This is a genomic window from TM7 phylum sp. oral taxon 349 (assembly GCA_018127705.1).
In the GTDB taxonomy this organism is placed as follows: Bacteria; Patescibacteriota; Saccharimonadia; order Saccharimonadales; family Saccharimonadaceae; genus Saccharimonas.
Window position 1 is genome coordinate 769,238 of sequence record CP072328.1, and the last position, 14,981, is coordinate 784,218.

General features: G+C 47.5%; 12 protein-coding genes. All 12 read right to left on the bottom strand.

The genetic code is table 11. The annotated features are described in order from the left end of the window. Positions 1-993 precede the first annotated feature (993 nt). The 12 genes from J5A52_03910 to J5A52_03965 all read right to left on the bottom strand — a co-directional run bounded on the left by J5A52_03910 (position 994) and on the right by J5A52_03965 (position 14,953). The gene (locus tag J5A52_03910) at positions 994-1,962 is read right to left on the bottom strand and encodes a hypothetical protein (protein QUB37264.1); all 969 of its coding nucleotides are present in this window, start codon (positions 1,960-1,962) and stop codon (positions 994-996) included. A 15-nt stretch (positions 1,963-1,977) separates the two neighbouring features. Then, on the bottom strand, positions 1,978-3,138 hold the full coding sequence (locus J5A52_03915) for a UDP-N-acetylglucosamine--N-acetylmuramyl-(pentapeptide) pyrophosphoryl-undecaprenol N-acetylglucosamine transferase (protein ID QUB37265.1): 1,161 nt from the start codon (positions 3,136-3,138) through the stop codon (positions 1,978-1,980). After that, complete coding sequence (locus J5A52_03920; GenBank protein ID QUB37266.1) at positions 3,071-4,453, bottom strand: FtsW/RodA/SpoVE family cell cycle protein; 1,383 nt, start codon at positions 4,451-4,453, stop codon at positions 3,071-3,073. Before J5A52_03920 ends, J5A52_03915 begins: the two co-directional genes overlap by 68 nt. After that, positions 4,381-5,415, bottom strand: a complete 1,035-nt coding sequence (mraY, locus tag J5A52_03925) for a phospho-N-acetylmuramoyl-pentapeptide-transferase (protein ID QUB37267.1) — start codon at positions 5,413-5,415, stop codon at positions 4,381-4,383. Before mraY ends, J5A52_03920 begins: the two co-directional genes overlap by 73 nt. Positions 5,416-5,434: 19 nt before the next feature. After that, complete coding sequence (locus tag J5A52_03930) at positions 5,435-7,183, bottom strand: penicillin-binding protein 2 (protein ID QUB37268.1); 1,749 nt, start codon at positions 7,181-7,183, stop codon at positions 5,435-5,437. A 6-nt stretch (positions 7,184-7,189) separates the two neighbouring features. Beyond that, positions 7,190-7,540: a hypothetical protein gene (locus J5A52_03935; GenBank protein QUB37269.1), complete on the bottom strand. Its 351-nt coding sequence runs from the start codon at positions 7,538-7,540 to the stop codon at positions 7,190-7,192. 228 nt (positions 7,541-7,768) lie between these two features. Continuing rightward, positions 7,769-8,671, bottom strand: a complete 903-nt coding sequence (gene rsmH / locus J5A52_03940; GenBank protein ID QUB37270.1) for a 16S rRNA (cytosine(1402)-N(4))-methyltransferase RsmH — start codon at positions 8,669-8,671, stop codon at positions 7,769-7,771. A gap of 667 nt (positions 8,672-9,338) precedes the next feature. Continuing rightward, positions 9,339-10,340: a YvcK family protein gene (locus J5A52_03945; protein QUB37271.1), complete on the bottom strand. Its 1,002-nt coding sequence runs from the start codon at positions 10,338-10,340 to the stop codon at positions 9,339-9,341. Then, positions 10,327-11,604, bottom strand: a complete 1,278-nt coding sequence (locus J5A52_03950) for a glycoside hydrolase family 1 protein (GenBank protein ID QUB37272.1) — start codon at positions 11,602-11,604, stop codon at positions 10,327-10,329. Before J5A52_03950 ends, J5A52_03945 begins: the two co-directional genes overlap by 14 nt. A gap of 59 nt (positions 11,605-11,663) precedes the next feature. Further along, entirely contained in the window at positions 11,664-12,677 is a 1,014-nt protein-coding gene (locus J5A52_03955) for a DUF4868 domain-containing protein (GenBank protein QUB37273.1), read from the bottom strand. 102 nt (positions 12,678-12,779) lie between these two features. After that, a complete protein-coding gene (locus J5A52_03960; GenBank protein ID QUB37274.1) occupies positions 12,780-13,211 on the bottom strand; it encodes a hypothetical protein in 432 nt (143 codons plus the stop codon). 737 nt (positions 13,212-13,948) lie between these two features. Continuing rightward, on the bottom strand, positions 13,949-14,953 hold the full coding sequence (locus J5A52_03965; protein ID QUB37275.1) for a hypothetical protein: 1,005 nt from the start codon (positions 14,951-14,953) through the stop codon (positions 13,949-13,951). Positions 14,954-14,981 lie beyond the last annotated feature (28 nt).

The window sequence follows — 14,981 nt, forward strand, 5'->3', positions numbered from 1 at the left end:
ACTTACAAGATCCTGAACCTGAACAGCTAAATCTTTTACTTGCGTAGAAAGCCCTTCGTTCGTCATGGTTATATTTAATCACAGATAGGAAATAAAAACAAAACGGTTCAGTCACCTAGCGTAAAATCATTATTGCAAAATATCGGGGGGTAATCTCATTACCGTTAAAAAAGAACCTCCTTTATAAGCCAGAAACGTCAGAACAAAATACGAACTAAACTATAGTTATCCGGTCAATGTCATCAGTTAAATAATATATTGTTTGATCTTCTTCAGAGACCTTAAATTCAAAATTAGATAGTCTATCTTTATTTAGAACCTTAAGGACAAGCCGATCATAGGCGATAGATTTATTGAAATTGTCAGCAATAAATGAATATTGTGAAAAATAGGTGCGAGAAGGGTGATGGGACTTAAGGTTGTCTGGTAATTCTATTGGTGGTTGCATGGGGAAACCTCCGGTTTAAAGTTTATTAATAAATATACACTATCATAACGTCGCACAATATAGCTTTTACGACTTATAATACCGTACGAGAAGATGAATCAGCATCCATCTAATGTGAGTGCTAATTTATTCTATAAAGAACCATTTCCATCTTTTGTAGGGGATTGCGTAGAGATTATACTTTTATATGTCACTAACATACATTAATACATCACATCTTAGCAGCTGCACTCATACAACTCTCACTTAATTAAAGAAATAGCGCCAAGGCTCTTCTGCGTAAGTATAACGGCCCGCAAACGACATAATATACATTTGTCTTTAGAATCAGTCATCATGCATAAGTTATCCACAAAAATATCTGGTTAACGTTAATTTGCATTTTTATTAAAAATATTCCCCCACTATCTTTTTTTTGCTTTTCTGCCCTATTTGATTTTTATACGATTTTATATTTTTATATAGTTTTTTCTCTCGTTCGCTTGGATTACATAAAAACGAACAAAAATAGAACATCCCCCAATTGGCAAGAGAAGTGACCTTTTCTATTTATAAAATGCTCGCCTACTCACCCGCACATCAAGATATGCTGGGTTAACTGAATGTTCAGCACAATACTGAATAGCACGCACCGCGTCTTCAACCTGGCTTGCTGCCGCACGATCAATCGACAATCTAACCGGATACCCTACCCCATCAAGTTTTACCTCTATTTGTCGAGTTGTGCCTTCAGGCAAAATTACGCTTGAAACAGTATATTTTTGCATAGAAAAATACCCAACAACCTTACCGACAAACTCTAAAAACCGATTGCTCACAAGAACCTTATTTGTCGTCGCTTGAACACCCGTACGGTCAATAACTTGCACGACAGGAGACTCGGGCACATTCCGGTAAAATGCCGCTCCGCTAGAGTCAACAAACACAAGTGTTGCGCCCGCTTGCCATGACACAACTGGATGCCGCATGACGATAGAAAATTTTGCACGCCCAAACCCAGCAAAAGCGACTGTCGGCTCGACAGACTGAATCTCCGGATAATCATGCTGTAAATAGTCAATAAGGGATTTAATATCTATTAGCGCGCGTAGCCGCTCAAACGGACGAGCCACGAGGTAATCCTGAATTGCTTTTTCATAGCGCTGCGTCGTTTCAGCAGACGGCGAGTCAACGCCAATAAGCGTTACCTTTGGCATAACAACTGATTGATAGAGTACCCATATAAGACCAGCAATACCCACCGAAAGTACAAACAATCGTAATACGAGCTTACGACGATGGTAGCGTAATGTATGCACTTGCACACGCGGCGACTTAAGATCGGCGTGGCGCTCACTTGGGCTTGCGATTTCGGAAAGAAGACTGCCAGTCAACGTGCGGTTACGCCGAAAAGCATAGCGACCCGCTGTCGTTAAATCACCCGGCTGCGGCGAATCGTCGCGATCAATCGCACGCCGACGCACTGGCTGCGGCGAGCGTCGACGCAGCACGGCTTTTCCGAGTCTCCCTAACATATATCTTTTATTATATCACTTACGCTTAGCGGTTCGAATGATCATATCCGCCATATCACGCGCTGCCTGCGGGCGGGCAAAGGTCAAAAATGCTGCGCCCATACGTGCCATTGCTGCACGATCAGCGAGCAACGTCTCAATCATCCGAACAAGTATCTCAGGATGATCATCTAGCTGCAGTTCATCAATTACTTTCACCGCACCTTTTTCCTCGTACACTGCCGCATTTTTTAGCTGATGGCCACCCGTTAGATAGCCATTCGGTACCAAAATCGTCGGCTTAGCGAGTGCTGCAAGCTCCAAAATTGTTGTAGCACCTGCACGCGCCACAACAATGTCTGCCGCACCAAGCATATCAACCAGCCCGCTGCTAATAAAATCATGAATATGCACCTGATCGGTATCGTTCGGAACACGTGCGCGAATATTGCTATATTGCTGCGCGCCGGTGATAAGAATAATATTCGACTGCTTAACGAGCTGTGGCAACGTTGCAACGACAGCGTCGTTAATTCGCTGTGCACCAAGGCCGCCGCCCGTCACAACGATAAGCGGTCGCCTTGGATCAAATCCAAACTTTGCTTTGTTTTCACGCCGCCGCCCGTCACTATATGGTACAAAATCTTCCATAATTGGCACACCTACATACTGCGATATTTCGCGCGGATACGGATAAAATTTCAGCGGCGCGCCTGTACCAATTGCATCTGCCCAGCGCGCTAAAACGCGATTCGTCAAGCCGGGGTGCGCGTCAGAATCGTGAATAACAAGCGGAATCCGCAGTACATGCGCCGCCAAACCGACCGGCAAACATACATACCCGCCTTTCGCAAAAACGACATCCGGGCGCCACGCAACTAGCTTGCACAAGCATTGTATAAACCCAATACCTACCTTAACCGCATCAATAATATTAGGCAGCGTAATCGTACGAAATCTCATCAACTGATGCCACCATTTCAAATGATGATACCGGCGCAGTTTACCGCTCACAATTGTATCGACACGAATTGAATCATCGTACCCGCCCATGACAGTACGCGCTTGTTTTTCAAATGCATAATCAACCCAGAACCGAATCTCTATGTTTGGTTCTATTTTCCGCAATTCACGCAATACTGCGACGACCGGCGTAACGTGTCCGCCCGACCCGCCGCCTGCTGCCAAAATCCGCACGGGCATCCTCCTTCATAGTAACTGACTTATGATTAGTATACCGCGAAAGTTGAAATACGACACCTAACGCGCCGCTCATAAAAATCATGCTCGTTCCACCGAAACTAAGCAGCGGCAACGTAATACCTGTGAGAGGAATCAACCCAATCATTGAAGCAATATTCATCACAACGTGCGCAAGCAACCAACCAAACACGCCCGCTGCTGCGATTCGCATAGACATATCGGGAAGCTGATCGGCAATACGCAAAATGCGGAATAACAGAATACCAAATAGCCCAATGATACAAATCGTGCCGGCAAACCCAAAGATTTCGCCCATGATTGCAAAAATTGAGTCATTTACCGCCTCGGGTAAATATCCAGTCGCTTGAATACTTTTACCAATCCCGCGCCCAAATAAACCGCCCGTCCCTAATGCTATCATTGCGTTTTTAATATGGTAATTATTATCACGCTCGTCCGCTGCAGCAACGTCGTTGCCAGAACTAAAAAACGTACTAATGCGCTCCATACGGTGCGGCGATAACACAACCAGTAAAAGTCCTAGAATAACACCAACGCCTGCAATTTTTGCCAAAATCTTCCAGTTCATCGTACTGACAATAAACATGGACACAACCGCTGCTGCGATTGACACACCCGTACCCATGTCTTTCTGAATGACAACAACGATAAGCAACAATAACGCCAAGAGCCCTGCCATCGGATAAACCGTTTCTTTTAAGTCGTCAATTTTACCCTGCTGATAACGACTGCTCAAAAACACTGCCATGAATATAACAACAGCAAACTTCATTAATTCAGACGGCTGGAATCCGCCGAAACTGCCAAGATTAAACCAACGATACGCACCTAACGTCGCCTGTGCAAACGTATCGATATGTGCAACATTTCCCACCAAAAACAGCAATGCAGACGCAATAATCGCTGCAGCCATAATTTTTGTTGCTTGATTTTTTAGCGTCGAGAACGGCACAAGCGCTAATGCGACGAACACGCCAAGCGCGAGAAGTAAACTAACGAATTGTTTAAATGCAAAATATGTCGCCGAATACGAGCCGTTATATGCCGCATTCATTACATTAGCGCGCTGCGGACCAATCGCATACATCACAACCAAACCAATGAGCATCAGCACGCCCATACACATGATGATCATGTAATCGGGACGATGCCGCCGCTGCTCCCGGCTTTTTACACGAACACGAGCCGTTTCTCGACGTGATGAAGCTAAACCTTTCATGAGGTAATATGTCCCCCGCTCAGCGCCATCAACATGCCAATGAATGCTGCTACGCCAGCGATTACCCAAAAGCGCATCGTAACTTTTACTTCCGGCCAGCCTGTCGCTTCTAGGTGATGATGAATCGGCGCTGAGATGAATATCTTACGATGAAATAGTTTCTTGCTGATGATTTGTAGTAAACTTGAACCAGCCTCAACAACAAACAAAACCCCGATAATCGGCAGCAAGAACAACGTATTCGTCATCATCGCAACAACACCTAAGCTTGTCCCAAATGCAAAGCTGCCAACATCGCCCATGAAAAACCGCGCCGGGTAAATATTAAACCACAGGTAGCTCAGTAATGCGCCTACTACCGTAAAGCAGAATCCCGCTAGCTTAATATGCCCCTGCAGTAGCGCAATTACACCAAACGCTGAAAAAGACATCACCAACAACCCGCCCGCCAGTCCATCAAGTCCGTCGCTGATATTCACCGCATTACCCGTTGACACCACCGCCAATACGAAAAAGAAAATAATCCACGCGCCGACTTGCCACTCGCCAAGATACGGTATATGGATCGTATTGTAGCCAAGCTTCGTATAGAAGAACCAACCGAGCACAATGCTCATTGCAGTAACCATCGCAAACTTTACCCAGCTGCGCAGCCCGGCATCCTTACGATTTGAGCCAAACACATTGAGCACATCGTCGATCAACCCGACAAATGCTCCGCCGAGTAATGCCGCGAGCGGCAACCAGGTCTGTGCCCGGTCAAGGTTGCACGCTAATGTAATCGCTGTAATCGCTGCCACTGCGATAGTACCTGCCATTGTCGGAACATGCCGCGCAATCTTCTCTTTGTGCAGTTTATTAAAAATCTTTAACTTCTCCCCTGTTACCGCTGCGCTGCGCTGCGTTTTCCAAAACTTATACTTATATGCAAAATGCGTATAAACCGGCGTTAACATCATCGCCAATAAAAACGCTGCCACGCTTAACGCAAAGGTTTGGTTCAATTCGTTTGAGAAATTTACGATTGTCATGCTATCTAGTATACCCCGTCTAGCCCTGTGGCGTTAGCATTAAATAGCGAAGCATCCAATTTGAGATATCGTTGAAAATCGGCTTCGCATCGCTGCCGCCGCCCATGTCTTTGCCGTCAGCAGCGATTTCAACCATAATAACGTAACGCGGAATCTGCCCTTTTTCGCCGCCGTAACCCAAATATGTTCCAATCGTCTGATCGCTGGCATACTTACCATTCACAATCGTTTCAGACGTGCCAGTCTTGCCGCCCACAAGATAGCGATCCGAACCGTCTTTTGGATTGTACGTTGCATAATGTGATTGGTGAACCATTTCGCGCACCGTCGTTGACGTTGCTTCAGTGATGACGCGCGTTTGCGTCTTTGCGCCTGCTGGCGTAAAAGCGCCATCGTCGTTAATTGTACCGTTAATAATCGTCGGCGCGAAATACGTTCCGCCGTTTACCACTGCGCAAAAGCCGCTTGCTACTTGCAGCATCGTCGCATCCATACCTTGCCCGAATACCATGTTGCTATAACGTACCGCATTGCCCTCTTGCTGCAGCGGTGAGATAATCGTGCCTTTCGCTTCATTCGCAAGCTCAATACCGGTCAGTTCGCCCAGCTTAAATTTGTCATGAAAATATTCATAAATCGTATTGCGCGCAGCACGCGTAATATATGTGCCATTGCCTAAACGCTGCGCGATCGTCACCATGCCGGTGTTAAGCGACCAGTTCAGCGCTGTTTGCATCGTAATAGTGCCTGTCACCGCCATACTCTTTGTTGCATTGTTAATAGTAATGCCTTCAACTTTAATCTTACCGGTGTTATTGTAGGTACTATCGGGTGTAATCACGCCGCGGTCAATACCTGTCGCAACCGTAAAGGTTTTAATATCCGAACCCGGCTCATACGGACTTGAGACTGTACTGTTATTAAAAACTGCCACGTCCTTCACATTTAAATTAGACGGGTCGTACGTCGGCACATTCGCCATCGCAAGCACTTTACCCGTTCGCGGATCCATCACAATTGCACTCGCCCGCGTCGCACCGCTTCGCTTTACGCCTGCCATAAGAGCTTCTTCAACTTTTGATTGCACATTGCGATCAATTGTCAGCACCATATTTTTGCCATTCACAGCTGGTTTTTTGATATTCTTGTCGGTCACGGTCAGCGGCACATCGCGTACATCGGTCACAGTTTTTAGCTCGCCGTCTTTACCAGAGAGTATCTCGTCGTTTGCTTGTTCAAAACCGTACTTCCCCTTCCCTTCACTATTCACGAAGCCAAGCACCTGGCTCGCAAGCGCTCCCTCCGGATAAACGCGCTGCGTCGATGCATCAAATCCGACACCAGCAAGCTTCTCGTCTTTGATTTTCTGCGCCTGTATACGGCTAACTTTCGTCGCGATCACTTGGTAGCGCGTATGCTTTGCATCTAAGTATTGACGAAAATCTTTGCGTACATTACCGCCCGCCACACGGTTCATCACATCGATTACTTTCTGCTTGTCTACGATGAGTGTTGGATCAACCCAAACCGTATACACCGTCGTATTCATCACGAGTTTCGTCGGCGTATCGCCGTCCATCGCGTAGATTTCCCCACGCGCCGCGCGGAGCGTAAACTTTTTGATATGCTCTTTATCTGCCAACTGGACATAATAGCTATGTTGCAGTACTTGCACACGAAAAAGCTGCGCTACCATTAATAGCAGCGCTATAAGCGTCAAAATACCCAACGCGCTAATCCGCGCATCACCTCGACTACCTATATTCATACTTACTTATTTGCTCACATATTGTGTATCAGCTGGCGACGTCATTGCTTGCGCAACACTGCTCCCCTTCACCGACTGAAGTGCTGTCAAACGAGCATTCTCGACCGCTAAATCATTCTTTTGTTCAGTCAACGACGAAATTTTATCAGACATAGTATTCGCCGCATAATCATAGCTCGACACGCGTGTCGCCTGTGTTAAGTATATCAGACCTAGAATCGTAATCATCAAAGCAACGATCACTGTATGCGACACGGGACCAAGCTTGACAGCCGATGCAAAAGCAACTGTATTGCGATTACGCCCATAATTACCTTGGCGCCGGCTATTAAATTGTACTGTTCGATGATATGGCATGGTAGTGGAATGTTTGTTCTTATGTTAATACTATGGCAACGCGTACCGGCTGCCCCTTTGTTTCATCATTCTGCTTTATCAGCAGCTTAAGCACCCCCGGAAGGGGCGCTTAAGCGTGAAGTGCAAGAAGCTTATACCCTACGGCGTACAACAACGCTGCGCACGGCTTCGTTCTTGTCTTGGACTTGGATGTGACGTGTCATAGCTACATCCCCCTTTCTGTTTGTGTTATATTTTCACAGCGACGCGCAGCTTAGCGCTACGCGAACGCAGATTGTGAACGTCGTTATTTGCGCCGCTAACGGGATGCTTCGTAATAATACGGAGGTTCGCCTCGTAGCCGGCCGCAGCCTGTTCGGCGAAGTACCGTTTCACGATTCGATCCTCAAGGCTATGAAAACTGATCACTCCTACTCTTCCGCCGCGTGTAAGCAGCGCCGGAAGTAGCGGCATGACTGTTTTAATTTGCCCGAGTTCGTCGTTAACGGCAATTCGAATCGCCTGAAAGACTCGAGTGGCGGGATGCGTGCGCCTATATGGCCCACGATACGCCTGCTCTACCGCGCGGGCAAGATCTATCGTCGTTTCAAGCGGTCGTGCCGCCACGATACTATGCGCATACCGCATAGCAGCGCGCGGAGACTCCTCGCCGAAGTCACGAATGATCTGCGCAATTCGCTCCGCCGTCCACACATTAACAACATCGGCGGCGGTTAACGATTGGCGTCGATCCATTCGCATATCCAGCGGTCCGCTTTTTGCGAACGAGAATCCTCGCTCAGCTCGGTCGAGCTGTGGTGACGACACCCCCAAATCAAGTAAAATCATATCAAATTGCCTACCCTGCTCGACCAGCTGACGCGCAGCCGACACAAAATCGGTATGCAAAAGCTGAGCTCCTTTCGCTAGAAACTCGCTTAAATTCGTATGAGCAAACTCATCCCGGTCAACCAATACGGTACCGGGATACTGCTGCGTTCGTGCTAATATCGCCTGCGCATGCCCGCCGTAGCCCGCAGTTAGATCAAGGTAAGTCTCACCTAAACGGGGTGTAAGCAGCGCGATAACGTCATTAAGCAGAACTGGAACATGAAGTGGTGGATGTTCTTTAATACTCATTTTCTCCATCATACCACTCTTGGTAACGATAGAGAAACTCGAGATCACCAAACCAGTAGCGAGCTGTTTGTTTTCGCATATTGTAGTGTTTGTTTTCTGTAAAAGTCAGGTGACGCTACCGTTATAGGAGAATTGTCAAACAACTCATAGTCCTTAAGAAGCGACGCCTTTTGAGAGACTTGTGTGTGAGGTGGAGTTTTTGGGAGGTGTTTTAGAGAAAGGTGCATTTGACTATTTTTATATTGTGGGTCAATAATCCACATGCTCACTACCAGATTGTTGATCTCGAGGATGTCGACAAATTGTAAAGGTGCATCAAGCAAACGCTGCTATACGCCAAGCGCAAGCGATACGCGCGAGACCCGGGTCTGAGGAACACGAATCACAGCACCAACTACCGAATCTACCGACTGGCTCACCATGGTTTGCGTCATACTTCCCCTGCTTTCTTTTTATATTTATTATTTTGTGGTGTTTATTTTTTACCATGTATTGGTAATGCTTTTGCCACTGGCTTTATGATACACCGTTCTATGAGTATTTCGCAAGCCTATTTTTTGACTTTTTAGAACAACGTGGTTATGTTTTCCACAAAACTGTGGAAAAATCAAGATAGCAACAGAGGTATCTTTACAAATTATCAACGATATAGCGTAGCACTTTTTGCTACATTTTTGTTTTACGCAAAATATAGACGCATCAGTTGCCGCGCTACCGCATCCGAGTCGTGCCGGATAAAACTACGCGCCGACGCGATCGGATCGCTCGCCTGCGCCCCCGCCCACATCTGCTTCGCAAGAATCGGCACGCCACGAAATTCGTAATGTTGCCGGCGCAGCTCATCAAGATCATACTTCACAACCAGCTCCCCGTCGTGTGCATACTTCTCCATCAGTTCCGGCGACGGTTCATCGTTATTAAACACAACATAATCTAAAAACTCGCCGCCCGCTAAGCGCTCAATCTCGCTCGCAAAATCCTTCACCGTGAACCCATCCGTTTGTCCGGGCTTTGTCACTAAATTACACACGTACACGCATTTTGCGCGCGTCTCGTGCAGCGCGCGCTGAATCCCATCGATCACTAACACCGGCGCCAAGCTGCCATACAGATTTCCCGGCGCAACAACGACTAAATCCGCCCTTAAGATTGCCCGTACCGCCGCAGGGTTCGCCACCGCCGTCGGCTCTAGCCAGATGTTCGGGTGCTTCGCAATTTCTTGATGCGCAATCGTAAATTGTCCCTTCACCGGACGCCCGTCTACCCCTTCGACACAGAGCGTAACATCGCTCAGCGTCACCGGTTCAACACGCCCTTCAATGTTCAGCACGCGCCCTGCCAGTTCAACCGCCTCGCCAAAGTTGCCCGTCATTTTTTCAAGCGCTGTCAAAAATAAATTACCAAACGCATGACCCTTTAGGCTGCCTTCATCAAACCGATAATTAAAGAGGTCGCGCACTTTTGGGCTATCGCTCAGTGCCACCAAGCACTGGCGCACGTCGCCAGGCGGCAGCACACCCAACTCATCGCGCAGCTGCCCTGTCGAACCACCGTCATCCGCCATATTAACGAGTGCAGTCACATGCTTAACGTAACGCTTAACACCCTGTAGCAGCGTGAAACTGCCCGTACCGCCGCCGATAACGACTATTTTTACGCCGGTAATTTCATCGTTTGCCATCTCGCATCTCCTTTTGTCGCTTCAAGAACCGCGCCAGCCACAACGCGCTCGGGCGTGGCGACCGCACAAGCGTTGTATAGCTTACATCAAATAATCCAAATCGCGGCCAGAATCCCTTATCCCACTCAAAGTTATCAGTTAAACTCCAATGCAAATACCCGAGCACATCAACACCATGCACAATCGCTTGATTCATCGCCACAACCGATTGTGCCAACCAATGCTTACGATACTGGTCTCCAGCGTCCGCTACGCCGTTCTCCGTCACAAACACCGGCTTATGGTACGTATCGTACAGCCGCTCTAACACCTGCTGCAGATATTGCGGCTGCATGTCCCAACCTAAATCATTCACCTCAATATCGGGATTATGCACGCGGTAACCATACACGCGTGCGCTCTGGTAATAATTCACGCCGATGAAATCGCAACGCTTTATAACCTTTCTTAAGAAATAATCGTCTTGCAGATATTGCATAGCTCCTGCTGCGCGCACCGTCAGTGCCGCATCGTCGCCCGGATAGATATACGTACTATTTTTCGCTACTGACACTTTGTAACGCCGATTCACTCTGTGTACGATGTCAGCTACACGGTTATGCGCTGCCGCAAGATTTCTAAGCACCGCGCGCATGCGCCGCCAGTTCTGTATTTGCGGCGGCCAGCTGCCGCGTAAGTAGCTCTCGTTCGCATACACGCACGGCTCATTCACTGTGATAATATAGCGCACCCGCGACCCCAATTCCTGCAAAATACGCTCAGCAAATTCGACAAAATACTTCACATTCGCACGTTTTTCAAACCCGCCAATCTCCGCAAACCATACTGGCAACGTGAAGTGAAACAGTGTTACGATCGGCTCAATGCCACGCTGTTTGCACGCCGCAAGCACCGCCTTGTAATGCTCAACTGCCGCCGCGTCCCACGCACCCTTCTCAGGTTGGATTCGCGACCATTCAATGCTCAAACGAAATGCGTTCATGTTCATTTTACGCACCAGATCTAAATCCTGCTCATATAATTCGTAGTGGTTTGTCGCTTTACCGGAAACGTAATTGTCGGGCGATTTCGCTGCCTGCTTCACTGCGCTCCAACTGTCTAAATCACCATATTGATACGGTGCCTGCGCCGCCAGCGATCTCGCATTCTCTTGCTCCCAAACTGTCCAATTATTATGCAGACCGCCTTCAACTTGGTGCGCCGATGTTGCAACACCCCACAAAAACCGCTTTGGAAATTTTAGCATCAACCGCCGCTCACTCATGAGCTCCATTATACCAGAGCCAGGTAACGCCCCTATCTACTTAGACAATCTAGTAACCATTACAGTTCAGCCGGCGCCCCCATATCGTCTGGCGCAGTATCTTTTAGCTCCTTTTTACCTTTAAGCTCGTATCGAATACCGGTCATGTCGCTCGTTACATAATCATCGTTAAGCAAGTTCACGAATTTCGCCGCGTCTTTCGCATCCATAATGATGATTTCGCCCGTGTTTTCGTCTGTCATCAACTCTAAGCCCATTTCGTCCGCCTGTTCAATCACTTGATCCTGCGTCACTAGTCCAACATTGACTTTTTGGAGCTTACCCACCAGCGATTTCGTATCGCGCACCAATGCATCAAACGTCATACCCTCAGGAAACTTCAACTTAAAGTTTTGCTCAATTTCAGCAATTTTTTCTTCCGCTACCGCAAATTGTTTAGCGTCATACCCGAACAATCTGATAAACTTTGATTCGCTGAATGCAAAAATGTCGTTCCCGGCGATTAGAACCTGATTATCCGGCGTAATCCTTAGGCCCACATCAGCACTAAACGGCTGGAATGAATCGCCGTTATACATCCATGCTGTTGCACCCTTCAGCACCTGCGATTGCGGCAATATCTTTGCCACAAAAAACGGTTCCACGCCTGGACGGCTAAACCGCGCCACAATTCCTTTTACTTTCTTAAACTCGTGGTCTCCTTCGCGGAATACCTCCAAGCTTTCTTCGCCGTAACGGATTTGCTCAATCACCTCTTGAGCGTGATCAACCTTATCAAGCGTCGTGCGCTCCAGCACGTTTTCTTCGGCGGCAGCCGCCTCAAAATCACGCACGTGCATGCCCGTCGCTGCTCCAGTCTGTACTTGGCTGATCATATCGTACAAGAATAATACTTTCAGTTGTGCCTTTAATTCCTTAGCATAATTCGTGGCATACACCGTATAGCCTTTTGTAAACAAAAATAGATCAACCTCAAGCGCCTCTTTATGCGCATCTGCCTGGTTCGCCCACAAAAAAATATCAGTTGGCTCTTGTGTATCGTTTTCGGTCGTGTTAGTTGGTTCTGTATTCATGGCTTTATTGTAGCAGAAAAAAGCCCATCTGATTCATACGATTGTACAAATCAGACGGGCTAGGACAGGAAGCTTATTTTAGCCTCCCCCGGCTACGCCTGCTTAGGCGTCTTCCGTCCGCCTGAACGACGGACAGGACTTGCTGCGAGAACGAAGCTCTCGGAGCTCCTCATACTCAAGCAACGCGAACATATCAGCATCGCTCGGATTGTCAAATCCAAGCATGAGCGCTGCATGCTGCTCACGCATAGCCGTCAGGCGGCAGCACCCCTCTTCGCGCTCGCGCCGCTCAGCGTCTTCCGCCTGCTGGCGGTACCGCTCTTCTGCATCCTTCTCAGCTGTCTGCCTCGCGAGGTACTGGCCAACAGCAGCATCAAGCTTGCGCACAAGCCCTCTGCGGAGCGACGAGCGCATTGGCTCAGAAGACTCGGAATCCTCCTGGAGGATTCCGCAGATATCAACGACACGAACGCCATTGACCTCATCTGCCAGAATGGACTCAAGAATGCTGACTTCATCCGCCTCAAAAACCATGCAGCGGCTACTAATGCAACTACTCTCGCCATCCTTGTTGCATACTTTGGCAAAGATCTGCATACAAGGCTGTGTAACTCTCACACGGCTCAAGGACTTCATTTTCCTGAGCAACACCCTCTCCTTGGTCTTCCTGATAAGAGAGGTGATGCCCGCATCCCACAAGTAGTCCAGGCCTACCACAGGACAGATGATTGCAAGAAAAGCAATCATCCAAAGATAGAGCATACGACACAGGCCAAGAGCCCAATTGTCTTTGATTGAGATGAGACAGCCCGCCACGACAGGACCGATGATCGCGAATGCCACCAGAATAGCGTACACAGCCACGCCAACCATCAGGCAGGCGACTTCGCGCAGCTTCACCTCAACCTCTTCCCCGCTCACCCAGTCATTGAGCTTAACCGACCTCTTATCGGCGTGGCACTGGGTGATTCTTTTTGCTAGTGAATCATCCTCAACGGTGATCCACACTAGCTCGAGCAGGAATCCATGTTGCACAACGAGCATATCCTCATTCCTCTCTGTGTGCCTATAAGGATACTTATCAGAGTATATCAGAATATATCAGAAGCTTCAATCGACATTGCAAGCTATAATGCGAGGTTAAAGGAGGTTCAGTCAACTAATCCGGAACAAACGTAAATATAGATAATCTAATGGACTGTTAAATGACCTTGGGGGGTCAGTTCGTTCACCTATAGTTTTTATAAACTTTTTTATCGCACCCTCAGAGATTACACTACAGCTAAGGCTTTGCCCTCAAGAACAATTCTTTTCGTGTTTGCTAGGTATTTGCTGTCAATGATATGTTCTGCCGAACGATCTCGCATAGTGTCGTCAAAGTTACCACCGAATACATCAGAAAAACGAATAGTTTGATCATTATCCGATATAACACGGCGCAAACATTCTGTCAGTTTAGCTCCATGACCTCGTTCGCCAGAAGCAAAATCTTCGCGCCAGATCTCATCGCTATCATACGTAATTATGCCAGCCGGTTTTACTGGACAACGCGCCAAAACCTCTATCCATACATCTATATCCTGCTGTGCTGCGATCATGTGAAGCTTATCAACCGGAATTCTAACATCATTGCGAGCACTCAACTGGGAATCCAAAATAGTTTTTCTCCCAAGTATATTCCGCCGCAACGCTAGCGCCCTATCAGAATCTCTTCCCTCATGCCTTACAACCTCTCTGTATTCCTTCTCAAGTGCCCACATTTCTTTATATTCATCATAATACCATTCAGCATCAATATTTTTAGACAACTGAACCACTTCAAATGGAGCCGGCTTATCCGGAACAGCTAGCTGAGTATTTTTTCCTAAGACCGCTTCCGGCGGCGCCACGAAACCGGCAATATGATACCGTGTACCTGGTATCGCCTCGATTTCACTGAGACTCCACGAGATGCCTTCAGATCCACCGTTGCTACCACGAGTGCTCGCATCAATTGCGTGTGCATTCATCAAATATCCACTATTTAGGATTTTTACTATATGCGAAGTTGTTGCACCATGAAATAAAAAGGTTCCGCTCGGAAATTTTCGCCCTAAAGCGTCAGTATGCTCCGAACTGTCGTATATATTTCTAGCAAAACGCTCCCGGGTTCTCTCTACGACCGTCTTTGGAAGCGGTATACCGTTCACCAACCTAGAAGTGGCACCATAAAAATATCTATCGTATCGATCTCTATCAGCCGCACTGCACAAACCTAGTTCTTTACTTTTAACCATTTTTATTCTTGTATCTTATGAGTTTTTA

Excerpts from the sequence above, each read along its gene's own strand:
- J5A52_03910 (QUB37264.1), bottom strand. The coding sequence starts at position 1,962 with ATGTTAGGGAGACTCGGAAAAGCCGTGCTGCGTCGACGCTCGCCGCAG.
- mraY (QUB37267.1), bottom strand. The coding sequence starts at position 5,415 with ATGACAATCGTAAATTTCTCAAACGAATTGAACCAAACCTTTGCGTTA.
- J5A52_03930 (QUB37268.1), bottom strand. The coding sequence starts at position 7,183 with ATGAATATAGGTAGTCGAGGTGATGCGCGGATTAGCGCGTTGGGTATT.
- J5A52_03935 (QUB37269.1), bottom strand. The coding sequence starts at position 7,540 with ATGCCATATCATCGAACAGTACAATTTAATAGCCGGCGCCAAGGTAAT.
- rsmH (QUB37270.1), bottom strand. The coding sequence starts at position 8,671 with ATGATGGAGAAAATGAGTATTAAAGAACATCCACCACTTCATGTTCCA.
- J5A52_03945 (QUB37271.1), bottom strand. The coding sequence starts at position 10,340 with ATGGCAAACGATGAAATTACCGGCGTAAAAATAGTCGTTATCGGCGGC.
- J5A52_03950 (QUB37272.1), bottom strand. The coding sequence starts at position 11,604 with ATGAGTGAGCGGCGGTTGATGCTAAAATTTCCAAAGCGGTTTTTGTGG.
- J5A52_03955 (QUB37273.1), bottom strand. The coding sequence starts at position 12,677 with ATGAATACAGAACCAACTAACACGACCGAAAACGATACACAAGAGCCA.
- J5A52_03960 (QUB37274.1), bottom strand. The coding sequence starts at position 13,211 with ATGGTTTTTGAGGCGGATGAAGTCAGCATTCTTGAGTCCATTCTGGCA.
- J5A52_03965 (QUB37275.1), bottom strand. The coding sequence starts at position 14,953 with ATGGTTAAAAGTAAAGAACTAGGTTTGTGCAGTGCGGCTGATAGAGAT.